This is a genomic window from Streptomyces sp. NPDC107546, from assembly GCF_055639175.1.
This window is the reverse complement of the sequence record NZ_JBVKBA010000022.1, coordinates 38,750-53,974: the sequence shown is the minus strand read 5'-3', so window position 1 is coordinate 53,974 and position 15,225 is coordinate 38,750. Positions and strand designations below refer to the sequence as shown.

The window sequence follows — 15,225 nt, the reverse complement described above, 5'->3', positions numbered from 1 at the left end:
GGGTGGGTCAGTCGGCGGGCAGGAGGACGCCGGGGTTGAGCAGACCTGTCGGGTCCAGCCGGCGTTTGACGGCCTGGAGGGCGCCGATGCCGAGTGGACCGGCCTCCCGCACGTACCAGTCGCGGTGGTCAGTGCCCACGCCGTGGTGGTGGCTGATGGTGCCGCCTGCCGTCAGGATCGCCTCGTTGGCGGCGCGCTTCGCCTGGGCCCAGTGCGCCAGGGCCTCCTCGCCCTGGGCGGAGACCACGGTGAAGTACAGGGAAGCGCCGTTCTCGTAGACATGGGAGATGTGGCACATCACCAGCGGCGGTGTGCCGGACCGGGTGAGCGTGCCGGTGAGCGCCTCGCGGACGGCGGCGTACAGTCCGGGGAGGCGGGACCAGAAGGCGGCCGTCTCCAGCGTCTCGGCGAACGCCCCGGCGTCCAGCAGTGCGTCCCGCAGGTAGGGAGCCGAATAGCGGCCGTGGGCCCAGCGCTCTCCCGGCTCCCGGCCCAGACAGGTGCCGCCGCTGTCGCGCAGCACGGCCGCGGCCCGTTCCCGGCGCTGCGCGGTGTCCTCCTCGGTGCCCTCGTATCCGGTGATGGCCAGGCATCCGGCGTTCTGCGGAAGGCCCGAGGCACCGATGGCGTCGGGCTGGGCGAGGCCGATCAGCGACTCCGTCTCGTCCGACAGGCGCAGCACGGTCGGCCGCGGTCCGTCCTGGGCGAGGTGCCGCAGGGCGGCTGCGCCCGCTTCGAAGGAGTCGAAGCGCCACCCTTCGTAGACGCGGGTGTGGGGGAGGGGACGGACCCGTACGGTCACCGAGGTGATGACGCCGAACGCGCCCTCGGAGCCGAGGATCAGCTGACGCAGGTCGGGCCCGGCCGCCGAGCGCGGTGCGCGGCCCACCTCGAGAGTGCCGGACGGGGTGGCGAGGGTGAGGCCGAGGACCATGTCGTCGAAGCGGCCGTACCCGGCGGAGGCCTGACCGCTGGAGCGGGCCGCGGCGAATCCGCCGATCGTCGCCCACTCGTAGGACTGCGGGAAGTGGCCGAGCGTGAAGCCGTGCCCGGCCAGGAGTGACTCGGCGTGCGGGGCGCGCAGACCGGGTTGGAGGGTGGCCGTGCGGGAGACCGGGTCGACGTCGAGCAGGGCGTCCATGCGGCGCAGGTCCAGCGCGACGAAGGGGCGCCGCGACTCGGGGGCGAGTCCGCCGACGACGGAGGTGCCGCCACCGAAGGGGACCAGGGCCAGGTCGTGTGTGGCGCACGCCGTCAGCACCGCGAGGACCTCCTCATGGCTCGCCGGGAGGACCACCGCTGCCGGGAGGTCGCTCACGTCGCCGTCCCGGATGCGCAGCAGATCCGGCGTGGACTTGCCGCGGGTGTGCCGGATACGGGACTCGGCGTCGGTGCGCAGATGCTCTTCACCGCCGACGGCGGTGAGCAGGGCCCGGCGTGCGGCCGGGTCGAGGAGCGGCTCGGGTACGGCGATCTCTTCCAGGGCGATCGGCTCCGCGCTGCGCGGTTTGACCCCGAGCAGGTCGCGCAGCAGCCCGATCACCGAATCGGGCAGCGGTGTCGCCCTGGCCGGGTCACCCCAGCCGCTCCACAGCATGTCCATGGCGCTTGTCCTCACCGGTCGTCGCGACGGGGGCGTCGCGAGTCAGTCGTCGCGGCAGTGCGGTCGCGGAGGAGCCCCGCCCATCGCACCGCCGAGGGCGTTACACTGTGACACATGACGCCTATTCGTCACAACGCCTCGGACGGCGATTCAGTGCTCGACGCGGTCCGCGACTGCGTCCTGGCCGTCGGCGTGCGGCGCACCACGCTGACCGACGTGGCCCGCCGCGCGGGCGTCTCCCGGATGACGCTGTACCGCCGCTGGCCCGATGTGCGCTCGTTGGTGGGTGACTTGATGACCCGGGAGTGGATTCAGGCGGCCACCGGCGCGATGCCGGACCCGAGGCCGGGCACGACCACGCGCACCCGGATCGTGGACGGCCTCGTCCACGGTGTGGACGCCTTCCGGAGCCACCCCCTCTTCCGCAAGATCGTCGACGTGGATCCCGAACTGCTCATCCCCTACGTGCTGGACCGGCGCGGAGCGAGCCAGGAAGCCCTCCTGGAACTGCTCGCCGACGCCCTGCGCGAGGGGCACGCGGACGGGTCGGTACGCCCCGGCCACCCCGAACGGCAGGCCAGGTCCCTGCTCCTGGTCGCCCAGTCCTTCACCCTGTCGCTGCGCACCATGACCGAGGAGGACGACGCCGAGCTGAGCGCGGAGGCCTTCTCCGCAGAACTGCGGACCATCCTCGAGAGGACCCTCACACCATGAGCTCCAGCAGCAGTCCGGCCTCCTCGCAACGAGCGGTTGCCGGCTCGTCCCTGACCGCGGGCCGCCGCCTGCGCGAACTGGCTGAGACCGTCGGTGGCGCGCCCGTGGACGTCCTGGTGGTCGGCCTCGGCGCGACCGGCACCGGGGCCGCCCTGGACGCCGCCGCCCGCGGACTGTCGGTCGTCGCCGTCGACGCCCACGACCTGGCTTTCGGCACCTCCCGCTGGAGCTCCAAGCTCATCCACGGCGGACTGCGTTACCTCGCCTCCGGCCAGCTCGACGTCGCTCACGAGAGCGCCCTCGAACGCGGCGTCCTGATGGAGCGCACCGCTCCGCACCTCGTGCGGGCACAGCCGTTCGTGCTGCCCCTGACCCCGTTGGTCTCCCGGGGCCAGGCGGCGTTGGCCTGGGCCGGTTTCCGCGCCGGCGACACGCTGCGTCTGGCGGCACGCACGGCGCGGGCCACACTGCCCGCACCACGCAGGCTCTCCGCTGCGGAAACCCGTCATCTGGCTCCCGCTCTGCGCGGCTTGGGGCTCCGCGGCGGACTGCTGTCCTGGGACGGCCGGGTGACCGACGACGCCCGCCTGGTCACCGCGATCGCTCGTACGGCGGCTGCGCGGGGCGCACGGATCCTCACCCGGGTGCGGGCGCTGGAACTGACCGCGTCCGGTGCCCGGATACGCGACGAACTCACCGGCGAGGAGGGCGACATCCGCGCCCGCGCGGTGATCAACGCCTCCGGTGTGTGGGCCGGCGGCCTCGTGGACGGGGTCCGCATACGGCCCTCGCGCGGCACCCACCTCGTCCTGCGCGCGGACCACCTGGGCTTTCTGCCGGCCGGCCTGCACATCCCGATCCCCGGCGAGACCAACCGCTTCGTCCTCGTCCTGCCGCAGGGCGACGGCCGGGTCTACGTCGGACTCACCGACGAACCAGTGGAAGGCGACGTACCGGACGTACCCGACGTGCCGGAGACCGACATCGGATTCCTGCTCGACGTCCTCGGCTCCGCCCTGGACGTCCCCGTCCACCGAGAGGACGTGGTAGGCGCGTTCTCGGGACTGCGGCCGCTGCTGGACAGCACCCCGGGCGGCGACTCGGGCGCAGCGCCGAGCACCGCCGACATCTCCCGCAGACACGCCGTGCTCACCTCGTCGGAGGGTGTGGTCACCGTGGTGGGCGGCAAACTGACCACGTACCGGCGCATGGCCGAGGACGCGGTCGACGCCGCTGTCGCCACCCACGGCCTGTCCGCCGGTACCTCCCCGACCAGCGCACTCCCTCTGGTCGGTGCCGCACCGCCCCGGGTGCTCGGCGCCCTCCGCGCGCCGCGACGCCTGATCAACCGCTACGGCACCGAGGCGCCGGCCGTCCACGCGCTGGCCACGGCCGACCCCCGGCTCGCGCGGCCCGTCCTGGAAGGGCACCCGGTGACCCGCGCGGAACTGCTGTGGGCCGTACGCCACGAAGGGGCACTGGACGCGGCCGACCTCCTCGACCGTCGCACTCGTATCGGGTTGGTCCCCGACGACCGAGCCACCGCGCTGGGAGCCGCACGGGAAGTACTCGACGAGTCCGGAGTCGGCGACTGACCGGGACCGTGCCACGACCCGCCCGCGAAGGACGCGGGCGGGTCGTGCTCGGCTGCCACATCGGGCGACAGGCCGGGCCTTGACCAGGTGTCGTGCCACTGTCTAGCGTGTTCGTGGTGGCTGAGCCACTGGTCCAGCGTGAGCAAAGTGGAGATGGTCCGTGGCGGCAGAGAGCATCCCGCGTCAGACGGTGGTCGACCTTCTGGAGTCCAGGCTGCGCGAGGACATCATCAGTGGGACCCACCCCCCGGGGTGTCTCCTGCCGTCGGAGCGGGAACTCGCGGCCGGATACGGTGTCACCCGAACGACGCTCAAGCACGCCCTCTCCCGTCTCGAACAGGCGGGCCTGCTGAGCACGCGGCATGGCGTCGGCACGCGGGTCCGTGACTTTCTGAGGGTCGGAGGGGCCGATCTCCTGCCGATGCTGGCCTCCCAGGACAGCGGCTGGCTGGTGGACATCTTCGAAGTACGGCGACACATCGGCGCACTCATCGCTCGTCGCGCGGCAACCCGGCGCACCGCGCGGCAAGCGCGCAGGCTGGCCGAGTTGTTGGAATCGGTGGACGCGGCAGTCGACGCCGACGCCGCTCAGCTCGCCGATGTGGAAGTCCACCGCGAGCTGGCTCGGTGCACCGGCAACAGGGTGTACCTGCTGCTCACCAACACGCTGTTCAACGCGTACCTGCCCGTCCGGGGCGCCCTGCGGGCGCCCTTCGAGGACCCGGCCAAGGCCGCTGCCCAACTCGGCCCCCTGGTGCGGGCCGTGATCGACCGCAGGCCACAGGACGCGGAGCGGGCAGCGGAGAAGTATCTGCGTGACACGGAGAAGGTCATGCTGGGGGCACCCGGGAATCGACGCTCCAAACAGTCGGCCCGTGTCTCCTGACCGGCCTGCGACCGCGGCAGTGGGTCTGCCTCGACGCCCGTACCGGCATCGACGCCGACGGACTGGGGATGGTGGAGGCCGCACTCCATGACACCCGCGGTGCGATCGGGCGCAGCGTGCAGAGCCTGTTCGTGAACAGCCGTGGGTGAGGCATCGGCAGAACGGCCATTGCGGTGGCTGCCTGCGGGGCGAGCGTGGTGGTCAGGCGGATCGGGTGGCGGCCGAGGCCAGGGCCGAGGCGGTCGCCATGATGGTCAGCTGAGGGTTCACCTCGGGGCAACTCGGCAAGGCGGATCCGTCGGCGATGAGCACACCGCGTACTCCGCGCAACCACCCGTGAGGGTCCGCGGGGGCGACCTGGTCGTTCGCACCGAGGGCGATGGTTCCCGTGGGGTGGAAGGCCGAGAGGTGGAGTTGACGAGGCGTCACATCGCCGAGTGCCGCTTTCAGTTCCCTGACGGAGCGGACTTTGGGCGTCGTGGGGAGTCCTGTGAGGACCTCGTCGGCGCCTGCCGCGAAGAGTACTTCGCCCATGGCGGCGATGGCGCGCAGCAGCGAGGAGCCGTCCTTCGGATCGAGGTCGTAGCGCAGCAGCGGGTACCGGGCGCCCAGGACCTTGCCGCCGGGCCGGTCGGCGATCATCGCTCCCAGGACGGCGAGGCGCTCGGCTCCCTCGAGCTCGGCGCGGAGGTCGCGTCCGGCGCCGGGCAGGACGAAGGAACCCATTCCGGGTGGCGGTGCGGTGGCCTCGATGAGGATGCCGTCGTCGTGCAGCTCCTCGACCGCGACGCTCTGCAACACCGTGGGGCCGTCACAGACGGCGTCAGGGAAACGGCCCGCGACACTGGTGGCCGGATGCACGGCGAGATTCCGGCCGATCCGCGGATGTTGTCCGAGCCCTGAGCGCCTGAGCAGGAGGGGGGATTGCAGGGCGCCCGCCGCGACGACGACCATCGGGCTGAGGATCTCGAACCGAGAGCCGTCGGCACGCCTCGCGGCGATTCCCGCGCACCGCGGACCGCCCGGGCGGTCAGGGTCGGTGAGGATGCGCTCCGCTCTGGCAGAGGTGACGATCCGGGCGCCGGCAGCGCACGCGTCGGGCAGCACCGAGAGCTGAACACTCTGTTTGGCGCCGGTCGGGCATCCCACGACGCACTCGCAGGAGCCCCGGCATCCAGGGGCGTTGCGGCGCACCGGGACGGCTCGCCAGCCCAGACGGCCGGCGCCGTCCAGGGCCAGGAGGCCGTTGCGGCCGAGGACGTCGAGCGGCTGTCGTGCCACACCGAGGACGCGTTCGACGTCGTTGAGGTGTACGGCGAATGCCGACGGGTCTGCGATGCCGAGGCCAAAGGTGCCGTGCCAGCGCGCAAGGACGCGACGAGGTGTGCGATAGCAGGTGCCGGCGTTGACGACAGTGGTGCCGCCCACAGCGCGTCCGGTGGGCAGCAGCACAGGCGGTCGGCCCCACATCACGGTCGTGCCGCCGTCGCGGTAGAGCTCGGTGAAGCGGTCCAGCGGCACACGCCGTGCGAAGTCGGCGGTGGTGTGCCTGCGGCCCTCTTCCAGGATGACGACGCGCATCCCCGCCCGGGCCAGGGTGCGCGCGGCGATCGCGCCGCCGGCCCCCGACCCCACGACGACCACGTCTGCCGTGGACCGGTCCGGCCACTGTGGGGAAGGCACGCAGTCCAGCGGAGGGTCAACCGGTGCCGCAGACGCGGGGCGTGTGCCGGCGGCTCTGTGCAGCATGCGCTCGGTGCTCCCGGCGAGCACGGCAGGGACTTTCAGGGCGTCCAGCAGGGGCAGCAGCGCGGGCCGGGCGGTGAGGGAGGCGAGGACCGCGTCACGGTCGCCGACGCAGAGGCGGTCCAGTCGTGCTCCGGTGCTCAGCGTGGCATAGGCGTCGACGGCGGCAGCCCCGCACCTGATCCCCACGCGGGCCGGCAACGGCAGCGACGCGAGCAGGGACTCCAGCCGGTGCGGGACGGCTGCGAGCCAGTGCTCCGTACCGTCGTCGGCGAGCAACGCGGCGACCAGACCCCGGAGACTGCGGCTCATCGCCGGCCCACTTCCGCATGGGCGGTCCCGGTCAGTGTCCAGCGTGCCTCGGGACGCCAGCCGCCCCACCACCGCTCCACGACGATGCGGGCGTCGGCGCGTTCGCTGTTGTGGCACACCAGCCTGCTGTCGTCGGGGTCGGTGTACTCGAGGGCCAGCGTGCGTTCCTCGGGTTGGGTGACGGTCACGCGGATGCGACGCAAGCCGGCCCGCCCGGTGACCGCCCACACCGGCAGACCGATGTGGGCGCGGAACCGCCCGAGTCCCGCCCACCCGACGGCGGTGCGCAGTCCGCGTCGCGGCCAGGTACGTCCGTCCTTGCTCAGGCGCAGGAACACCAGTGGCGGCAGCTTCCTGAGTCCGGGCCGCATCGCCACCGCGGCGACGACCTCCAGCACGTCTCCGCCACCGAGATCGGCATGCAGCCATGCCCAGCGACGCGCGTTGCCGTGCCCGTAGACCCGCGCGGTGGCTCCCGGCGCGTCGCACAGGTCGAGTCGACCGCCGGGATGCTCCACGACACCGGTGAACCGGGATCTCGACGCGGGGAGCATCTGCGCGGCGGGAAGGAGCGGGCGCCGCCAGGCCCACCGGGGAAAGGTGTAGAGCGGCGCGCCGTGCGAGGTTTGTTCCACGTCCCAGCGGAAGCGCCCGGCCGCACCGGACAACCGTCGCGGCCGCACCGTGACTTCGGTGGTGCCGAACCCCTGCGGAAACGCCACCCAGGGCTCGGGCCCGAACCGTGCGTACTCGACAGGCCCTTCGGGAGGGAAGACCGCGACCCAGCCGTGAGCGTACGCCGTCGCCCCGTCGATGGGCGCCGTGAGCTCATGGTGCAACCACACGCCGGTACCGGTGACGGGATCGGTGAGGGTGGTGTACCAGACCTCCGTCCGCCCCGGCGAGCCGTCCCAGCGCGGTGTGTAAGCGGTGGCGCTGTCGTCGCGGCGGGGAAAGCGCCAGCTCGCCAGGAACGGCACGAGCCGGCTCGCGAGAGGGAACCGCAACGTGCCCTGCCCGACCTGGTTCCCCTCCTCGTAGACGGTGTACGGGAGCACCGTCATCGACGCCACCGGATGGCGCAAGGAGACCGACTTCCAGCCCAGCAGCAGGTACTTGCGGTCACCGGCGGTGAAGCCGACACGGTAGACGATCCTGCGCCGGGCCAGCGGCGATATCTCCATCTCACCGACGGCGCCCGGGTCGTCGACCAGACCTTCTATGCGAACCCGCCCGGACACCCGGGCGGTCGTGCTCCCGAGCGGCCTGAGGGTGGACGCCGCCCGCACGGCGAGGTCCAGCCGGACCCGCCGAGTCCCCGTGTCGCCGGCGAGTCGCACGGTGCCGCACATCATCTCGGTAAAGGCTGTGCTGCGTGAGCTCATCCGGCAGGTCCTCCGCAGAGTGACGTGGCTGAGTGGTGTGGCTGAGTGGCTCAGCCACTGAAGCACCGGGCTCCTCCCGTGTCAATGGGCTCCCGCAGGGCCGAACGGCCCGCCCCGCGGCGGCTCTTGACGTCTGGCCGGCGGCGGGCCCCTACCGTTGCCTGGAGCCGCCGGTACGATCGCCCGCGGCGCGCGGCACCGCGGCGCGCATCGGGTCGGGTTCTTCGGCGGGCTCCGGGACGGGTCCAGGGGTGGTGGGGGTGTCCGGCAGAGCGACACGCTCTGCCGGACGGACCGGGATCAGAAGGTGATCCGAACCTTGAGGGCCGTGCGCTCGTCCATGGCGCGGTAGCCGTCCGGAACGCCGTCCAGATCCACCGTCCGATCGAAGACGAGGCCGGGGTCGATGGCACCGGAGAGCACGTCGGGCAGGAGCTCGGGGATGTACGCACGCGCGGGGGCGACGCCGCCGCGCAGCGAGACGTTCCGGTCGAACATCTGACTGATGTCGACGCCCGCGCTGCCGCCGTGCGGGACGCCGACGTAGCCGACCGCGCCGCCGTCCCTGGCGATGGAGATCGCGGTGCGCATGGACTCCTCGGTCCCGACCGCCTCCAGCACGGCGTGCGCACCCTGCCCGCCGGTCAGCTCCCGCACCGCATCGATCGCCGCGTCACCGCGCTCGGCAACCACATCGGTCGCGCCGAAGGCACGGGCGATGGCGGTGCGCGCACCGTGACGGCCGAGTGCGACGATTCGCCCGGCGCCGAGCCGGCGGGCGGCGAGCACGCCGCACAGACCGACCGCACCGTCACCGACCACGGCGACGGTGGCGCCCGGCCGTACCCCGGCGGCCAGGGCGGCGTGGTGGCCGGTGCTCATCACGTCGGAGAGGGCGAGCAGGGCGGGCAGCAGCTTGTCCTCGCCCGCCGCATCCTTCGGCAGCGCGACCAACGTACCGTCGGCGAACGGCACCCGAACCGCCTCGCCCTGGCCGCCGTCCGAGCCCACCTGCCCCCAGAAGCCGCCCTGCGGGCATGAGGTGTGCAGCCCCTCCCGGCAGAAGTCGCAGGTACCGTCGGACCAGACGAACGGCGCCACCACGAAGTCGCCCGGCCGGAATCCCGCCACCTCGGACCCGACCTCCTCCACCACGCCGAGGAACTCGTGGCCGATGCGCTGCCCGGGCTGCCGGGACGCCACGCCCCGGTACGCCCACAGGTCGCTGCCGCAGATGCAGGCGGTGACAACGCGCACCACCGCGTCGGCGGGGTGCCGGACGACCGGATCGGGCACCTCCTCGATCCGGATGTCGTTGGGACCGTGGATCACAGTGGCGCGCACGAGAAGAACTCCTGACGTTGTCGGCAGGCACAGGACCGTGCCTTTCGGCCAGGGTCGCCTTGGAACGTCCCTGTGTCCAGCCAACCACGACCCAGGGCATCACCTTCGGCGACGCCGACGAGCGCGTGGAGACCGCGCTCGCCGCTGGAGGCCGTCGCCCGCGCAGTCGTGGAAGCCGCCGCACCGCCAGGGCGCCGTCCCCAAAGGCGCCGCCCGTCACGGTTTTCGCGCGGCCACCGGCACACTCAGTGGGCGGGCCAGGCCGACCACCGCCTCGTCCAGGCGCTGCAGATGCCGCAGCACCCGGTCGGTGATCCGCCCGTACCGCGGTGTGCCGGCCGTGTCGGACTCCAGCAGGGAGGCGATGCTCGGCCCCGTCTCGACCTCGTCGGTGGCGTGTTGGTCCGCCACGTGCGCGCTGATCGCCGCGATGTTGTCCGTGATACGGTCACACGCCCGGCGCAGCCGCGGATCTGCCGCGATCGAGGGATGTGTGGCCAGGAGCTCGGCGGTCGCGGCCAGGCAGCGCGCATGGTAGGCGCATGTCTCCAGGACCGCGACGACGTACTGGGCCGTGTTCCGCCGCGCCCGCAGCGGTGTGATCGGGTGGGTGAGCGGCTGCGTGGCCGCCCGCAGGTCGCCGAGTGCCTCGTCCAGGTCGCGCGCCTTGTTGAGCAGACCGGCCCCGGGCCCGCCGCTGAGCTGGTCGACGGCGGCGTCGGTGACTTCGGCGAGCCGCTCCAGGACAGTGGCGAGCAGATCGTTCGTGCGGCGGTCCGTGCCCGTCGGAAGCACCATGGCCGCCGCGACGATCCCGCAGGCCGCGCCGAGCGTCGTCTCCTCCACGCGCAGTACCAGCACCGACAGGCTGTAGGTGTGCAGCAGCGTGTACAGCAGACCCAGCGCCGCGGTCACGAAGAACGACATCAGCGTGTACGACAGCGGGGCCGTGTAGAACATCGCGAAGACGAACAGCAGCACCAGCGCAAGCGCCGTCCACGTGTGGTGCCCCACCAGTCCCGCCAGGACGATGCCGGCCACGACGCCGAGGACGGTGCCCACCAGGCGGCGGTAGCCCTTGACCAGGACCTCGCCCGTCGACGAGGTGTTCATGAAGACGATCCAGCAGGTCAGCACCGCCCAGTACCAGCGATGGCTGGAGAGGAACTCGCCACCGACGATGGCCAGGGCCGAGCCCACGGAAACCTGCACGGCGGCACGCGTGGTGGGCCGCCGCAGCCCTCTCGGCTCCTGCTGTGTCTCCCGCTCGCTTTCCTGGGCGCCCTCGATGGCGGCGTTCTCGGCGTCCAGCTCCTCCCTCGAGCGCGTCGTGGCGGGCGTGTCGTCGGACTCGTCCTGCGCTTCCTCCAGCGCGACCCTGAGCCCCAGCACCGCCCGCGCGGCCTCGCCGACGCCCCGGAAGACGTCCTGCACGGCTCTCGACGCCGACGGCAGGTTCTCCTCGTCCCGGTAGCCGAGCAGCCGGTTGCGCAGATGGGCCGTCCCCGTCCCACCGCGCTGCCCGACGGGCTGCAGCACCAGCAGGCGGAGCGTCAGCAGTTCGCGGCGGAGCGTGTCGATCGCCTCGTCCCGCACCGGCAGGCGGCCGCCCGAGGGCACGTGCGCGCCGGGCAGATGCAGGGTGAGTGTGTCCGCCCGCTCGGCACTGCGGGCGTCGAGGAGGAGCAGCCCGAGCCGCTCGGCGGCGATCTCGGCGTCCGCGATCCGGCGCTGCAGCATCTGCGCCACGGCTTCGTCGGATGTCCCGTCGTCCAGCCGGCCCTGGATCATCATGGCCGTCTCGTGCAGCCGTGCGGTGCCCTCTCGCACCTCCTCCAGAGCCTTGTCCGCGTCTTCGGGGCCCGCGTCCAGCAGCTCCAGCTGCGCCGACACAAGCTGGGCGAGGCGCACGCGGAAGGCCTCGCGCAGTCGTTGCAGGATGCCCGCTGGCGTCTCGTACACGACCGCGAACCGTACGAAGGCGCTGCAGGCGAACGCGAGCGCGATGACGCCGTACAGCGCCGGCAGCGTCGGGACCGTGGCGCCGACGAACAACGACAGGAAGTACACCTGGAAGCCGATCAGCCCGAGCGCGGTGCCCCGGTCACCGAACCGACGGCTGTAGACCGCGCAGAAGATCAGGACGATGAAGAACACGTCCCCGGCCACGACGCGCGCATTCAGCAGCGCCCCCAGGGACACGGACACCAGGGCCACCGGCAGACCCAGGGCGAGCGTGACCGCCTGCCGACCGCGCTGCTTCTCCCGGATGGCGAAGGTGGCCACCATGGCCGCGATCGCGCCGGCCACCAGATGCGGCACGGGGGCGCGCAGCACGGCGAGCACGGCCAGGGTCAGAGCGATCGCGCCCGCCGTCCGCGACCCGGCGGCGAGTCTGAGCAGCCCGGGATCCGACGCGGTGATGCGATCCCGCAGCCGTGCCGCGACCGACCTTCCCGCTGCCTTCACGCCGCCGTACTCTCCCCACTCCGCCGGATGATCTGCTTCCCCAGCATGCCACTGCGAAGGCACCGCACGCGGTTCCGGCCGCGGCAGGCGGCCGGTCCCCGCCCTCACCGTCGTGCCGGCGACCGCAACTCCGCCTGCGGGGTCGTCCCGGCGCGTTGCCAACCAGGTCACTTCGTCCCGGTGCTCGCCGCCTGTCGCCTGGTCAGACCGGCAGCAGCCGTGCGATGAGCGCGCTGAGCTGCCTGGCGTTGCGGCACTCGTACATCGCGATGACATCGGCGTAGGCCGGTGCCGCCGAGTCACCCGTGCCCCACTGGGAGCGCGGCTCGGGGTTCAGCCAGTAGACGCGGCGGGCTCGCTCGGCGATGTGCCGTACAGCCGGCAGATTCGGATCAGCCATGTTGGTGCGGGCATCACCCAAGACGAACACAGTGGTGCGCGAGCCCACGGCCTCGCCGTACCGCTCGCTGAACTCGCCGAATGCGACTCCGTAGTCGCTGCTGCCGTGCCAGCCCGTCAGTGCCGCTTCAGAGCGGATCCGGGCGCCCAGAGCGTCGGGATCGGCCGCGCCGTGCACCAGCATTCTGGTCACCTCGTCGATCCGATTGACGAAGGCGAAGACCCGCACCTTGCTGAACTGGTCATGCAGTGCTTGCACCAGCAGCATCGTGAAGTCCGAGAACCCGGACACCGAACCCGAGACATCGCACAGCAGCACCAGCTCGGGCCGGACGGGACGGCGCCGGCGCAGCACGGGCCGTATCGGCACACCGCCCGTCGACAGCGACCCGCGCAGGGTGCGCCGCAGATCGATGGTGCCGCGCGCGGCACGCCTGCGGCGCGCGGCGAGCCGGGTGGCCAGTTTGCGTGCGAGCGGCTGAACGACCCTGCGCAACTCGGCGAGTCGATCCCGCCCGGCGGACAGGAAATCGACCCGGTCCGCAGTGGTGGCCACGGCCCGACGCGCGATCTCCTCCCGGCCGCGCCGCTCGGCGACACGCCGCCGCGCCTCCGTGGCGACCTGCCCCCGGAAGACCTCGATACGCCGGCGGATCTCGTCCTCGAGCAGCCGGTCGGTGAAGCCGGACCCTCCTTCCTGTGCCCGGATGCTGTCGCGGACCCGCGCCAGCAGCGTCTGCGGGCGGAGCCGCTCGAGCGTCTGGTACGACGACCAGCCGTCCGACCCCGGCGACGAGCCGTATCCGCCGAAGCCGTTCACCGCCTCAACCGCCAACTGCGCCATCATCCCTTGATCGTTGGCGGCCAGTGCCTCCGCGAGCCGGTTCCGCAGTCCCTCCCGGTCCGCAGGAGCTTCGGTGGCGTGGACCCCGACGCGAGCCGGGAAGTACACGTCGAAGACGGCGTCGAACACCCGTCGCTGCCCCTCGCTGTGCAGCAGCGTCGCCGCCAGCCCCTCACGCAGCAACTCGCGGTCGGCCAGGCCGAGTACTTCCACCGCCTGAGCGGCATCCAGGGTCTCGCCCGTGCCGATCCCCACGCCGTGCGAACGCAGCGCGCCGACCAGACCCGTCAGCCGCCCGGCGACACCTGTCGCCGGTGCGGAGGCGCTCACACGGCATCCAGGTCGAGCTTCGACGCCGCCTTCAGGACGTCCTCTTGATGCTTGAGGACCACGCCGAGGGTCTCGCGCACGACGGTCTCCTCGAGCGTGCCGGCGCCGAGGGCGAGCAGGGTGCGCGCCCAGTCGATCGTCTCGGCGACCGAGGGAACCTTGCGCAGGTCCATCTCACGCAGCGCCCTGACCACCCGCACCAGGGACTCGGCCAGCGCCTCGTCGATGCCCGGAACCTTGAGCCGGACGATGCGATGTTCCAGCTCCCCGTCCGGGAAGCCGATGTGGAGGAAGAGACAGCGGCGACGCAGCGCCTCCGACAGCTCGCGGCTCGCGTTCGAGGTGAGGACCACGAAGGGGCGCCTGGCCGCAGTGATCGTGCCCAGTTCGGGGACGGTGACCTGGAAATCGCTGAGCACCTCCAGGAGCAGGCCCTCCACCTCGACGTCCGCCTTGTCCGTCTCGTCGATCAGCAGCACCTTCGGTTCGTCCCCGCGGATGGCGGTCAGCAGCGGACGCGCCAGCAGGAACTCCTCGCTGAAAATGTCCGTGCGCGTCTCGTCCCAGGCTTCGTCACGGCCGGCGCTGATACGCAGCAGCTGTTTGGCGTGGTTCCACTCGTACAACGCCCTCGACTCGTCAATGCCTTCGTAGCACTGCAGCCGCACCAGCCGTGCCCCGGCGACCTGCGCGACGGCCTTGGCGAGTTCGGTCTTGCCGACCCCGGCGGGACCCTCCACCAGCAGCGGCTTGCCGAGCCGGTCGGCGAGGAAGACCGTCGTGGCCACCGCGGGCGACGCCAGATACCCGGTCTCGGCGAGGCGCGCGGAGACCTCGTCGACGGATGCGAACAGCAACGGAGCCTCCATCTTTGCGCGGTACACGTCCGTTGCCATCTAAGCGCTTGCTCACCTTGTTGTCACCCGGGATGGACGCATGCGTTGCCAGTGGCCGAGCCGGTCGCGTACGGCCTGCGAGGTCGGCGATCCGACGAGAGTCAGGCCGGCGGCGAAGGAGCCCACGGAGGCGTAGGTGAGGTCGAGGCACCCGCTTTGTGCTGGATCACAGCCGCCGGTTCCGCCGCTGCCATGCGGCCTGGGGAGCGGTGCTGGTGTAGTCGTCCTCTCGGCCGGCGGCGGGCTGGCAGGTGGAGCACAGCTCGTGGTGGCCCCAGTAGGTGATCACACTGCCCCAGCCGTTGCACACTTCGCAGCCGAGGGCGGAAGCGACGTCGGCACGGGGGTTGGGTTCGGGAGCGGCGTTCGCTCCGTGGATCATGCGGCTCTCCTGGCGTCGAGGCTGTCGGCGAGGGTGCGCGTCTTCGCTAGCGATGCCCACTTTATACCGTTTGCTGTCCGATTGCGCCCGGTTTTGGGATTTTTATGTCTATTTATATTGTGGCGGAGAAGGCGACATCACTGCGTGGCCCAGGCGGCACTTACCGTCACCGGGCCGGCATCGGGCAACGCCTGCCGCCGACAGCGTGCGGCCCGCTGTGTTCAAGGCGTCGGTCGTCGATGCCGTCGAGTGCCACGCAGGGGTCACCGTGGTCCGCGTGGTCCGGTGATATCGGCCGACGTGGCTGCTGCGTACAGCCC

Annotated in this window: 12 protein-coding genes; 4 read left to right on the top strand and 8 right to left on the bottom strand. The window is 71.9% G+C overall.

Translation table 11 applies throughout. From position 1 onward, the window contains the following. Positions 1-7 precede the first annotated feature (7 nt). Positions 8-1,603 carry an FAD-binding oxidoreductase gene (locus ACZ7L1_RS27705; RefSeq protein WP_471440734.1) on the bottom strand — a complete coding sequence of 532 codons (1,596 nt, stop codon included), beginning with the start codon at positions 1,601-1,603 and terminating at the stop codon, positions 8-10. A gap of 114 nt (positions 1,604-1,717) precedes the next feature. Here ACZ7L1_RS27705 and ACZ7L1_RS27700 point away from each other — a divergent pair, with 114 nt between their 5' ends. The 4 genes from ACZ7L1_RS27700 to ACZ7L1_RS27685 all read left to right on the top strand — a co-directional run bounded on the left by ACZ7L1_RS27700 (position 1,718) and on the right by ACZ7L1_RS27685 (position 4,947). Beyond that, the gene (locus tag ACZ7L1_RS27700; RefSeq protein ID WP_471440733.1) at positions 1,718-2,317 is read left to right on the top strand and encodes a TetR/AcrR family transcriptional regulator; all 600 of its coding nucleotides are present in this window, start codon (positions 1,718-1,720) and stop codon (positions 2,315-2,317) included. Further along, complete coding sequence (locus ACZ7L1_RS27695) at positions 2,314-3,912, top strand: glycerol-3-phosphate dehydrogenase/oxidase (protein WP_471440732.1); 1,599 nt, start codon at positions 2,314-2,316, stop codon at positions 3,910-3,912. The genes ACZ7L1_RS27700 and ACZ7L1_RS27695 overlap by 4 nt, the downstream gene beginning before the upstream one ends. A 160-nt stretch (positions 3,913-4,072) precedes the next feature. Further along, positions 4,073-4,798: a FadR/GntR family transcriptional regulator gene (locus ACZ7L1_RS27690; protein ID WP_471440731.1), complete on the top strand. Its 726-nt coding sequence runs from the start codon at positions 4,073-4,075 to the stop codon at positions 4,796-4,798. Then, positions 4,795-4,947 (top strand): hypothetical protein, encoded by a 153-nt coding sequence (locus ACZ7L1_RS27685; protein WP_471440797.1) that lies wholly within the window; start codon positions 4,795-4,797, stop codon positions 4,945-4,947. The genes ACZ7L1_RS27690 and ACZ7L1_RS27685 overlap by 4 nt, the downstream gene beginning before the upstream one ends. A 52-nt stretch (positions 4,948-4,999) precedes the next feature. Here the strand turns inward: ACZ7L1_RS27685 and ACZ7L1_RS27680 are convergent, their stop codons facing one another. The 7 genes from ACZ7L1_RS27680 to ACZ7L1_RS27650 form a co-directional block, all read right to left on the bottom strand. Then, on the bottom strand, positions 5,000-6,856 hold the full coding sequence (locus tag ACZ7L1_RS27680; protein WP_471440730.1) for a GMC family oxidoreductase: 1,857 nt from the start codon (positions 6,854-6,856) through the stop codon (positions 5,000-5,002). Beyond that, on the bottom strand, positions 6,853-8,241 hold the full coding sequence (locus tag ACZ7L1_RS27675; RefSeq protein WP_471440729.1) for a hypothetical protein: 1,389 nt from the start codon (positions 8,239-8,241) through the stop codon (positions 6,853-6,855). The genes ACZ7L1_RS27680 and ACZ7L1_RS27675 overlap by 4 nt, the downstream gene beginning before the upstream one ends. A gap of 300 nt (positions 8,242-8,541) precedes the next feature. Beyond that, a complete protein-coding gene (locus tag ACZ7L1_RS27670; protein WP_471440728.1) occupies positions 8,542-9,585 on the bottom strand; it encodes a zinc-dependent alcohol dehydrogenase family protein in 1,044 nt (347 codons plus the stop codon). Positions 9,586-9,801: 216 nt separating this feature from the next. Further along, entirely contained in the window at positions 9,802-12,054 is a 2,253-nt protein-coding gene (locus ACZ7L1_RS27665) for an FUSC family protein (RefSeq protein ID WP_471440727.1), read from the bottom strand. 202 nt (positions 12,055-12,256) lie between these two features. Next, a complete protein-coding gene (locus ACZ7L1_RS27660) occupies positions 12,257-13,627 on the bottom strand; it encodes a vWA domain-containing protein (RefSeq protein ID WP_471440726.1) in 1,371 nt (456 codons plus the stop codon). Then, positions 13,624-14,481, bottom strand: coding sequence for an AAA family ATPase (locus tag ACZ7L1_RS27655; protein ID WP_471440796.1), 858 nt, complete (start codon positions 14,479-14,481; stop codon positions 13,624-13,626). Before ACZ7L1_RS27655 ends, ACZ7L1_RS27660 begins: the two co-directional genes overlap by 4 nt. A gap of 208 nt (positions 14,482-14,689) precedes the next feature. Continuing rightward, on the bottom strand, positions 14,690-14,905 hold the full coding sequence (locus ACZ7L1_RS27650; protein WP_471440725.1) for a hypothetical protein: 216 nt from the start codon (positions 14,903-14,905) through the stop codon (positions 14,690-14,692). Positions 14,906-15,225 lie beyond the last annotated feature (320 nt).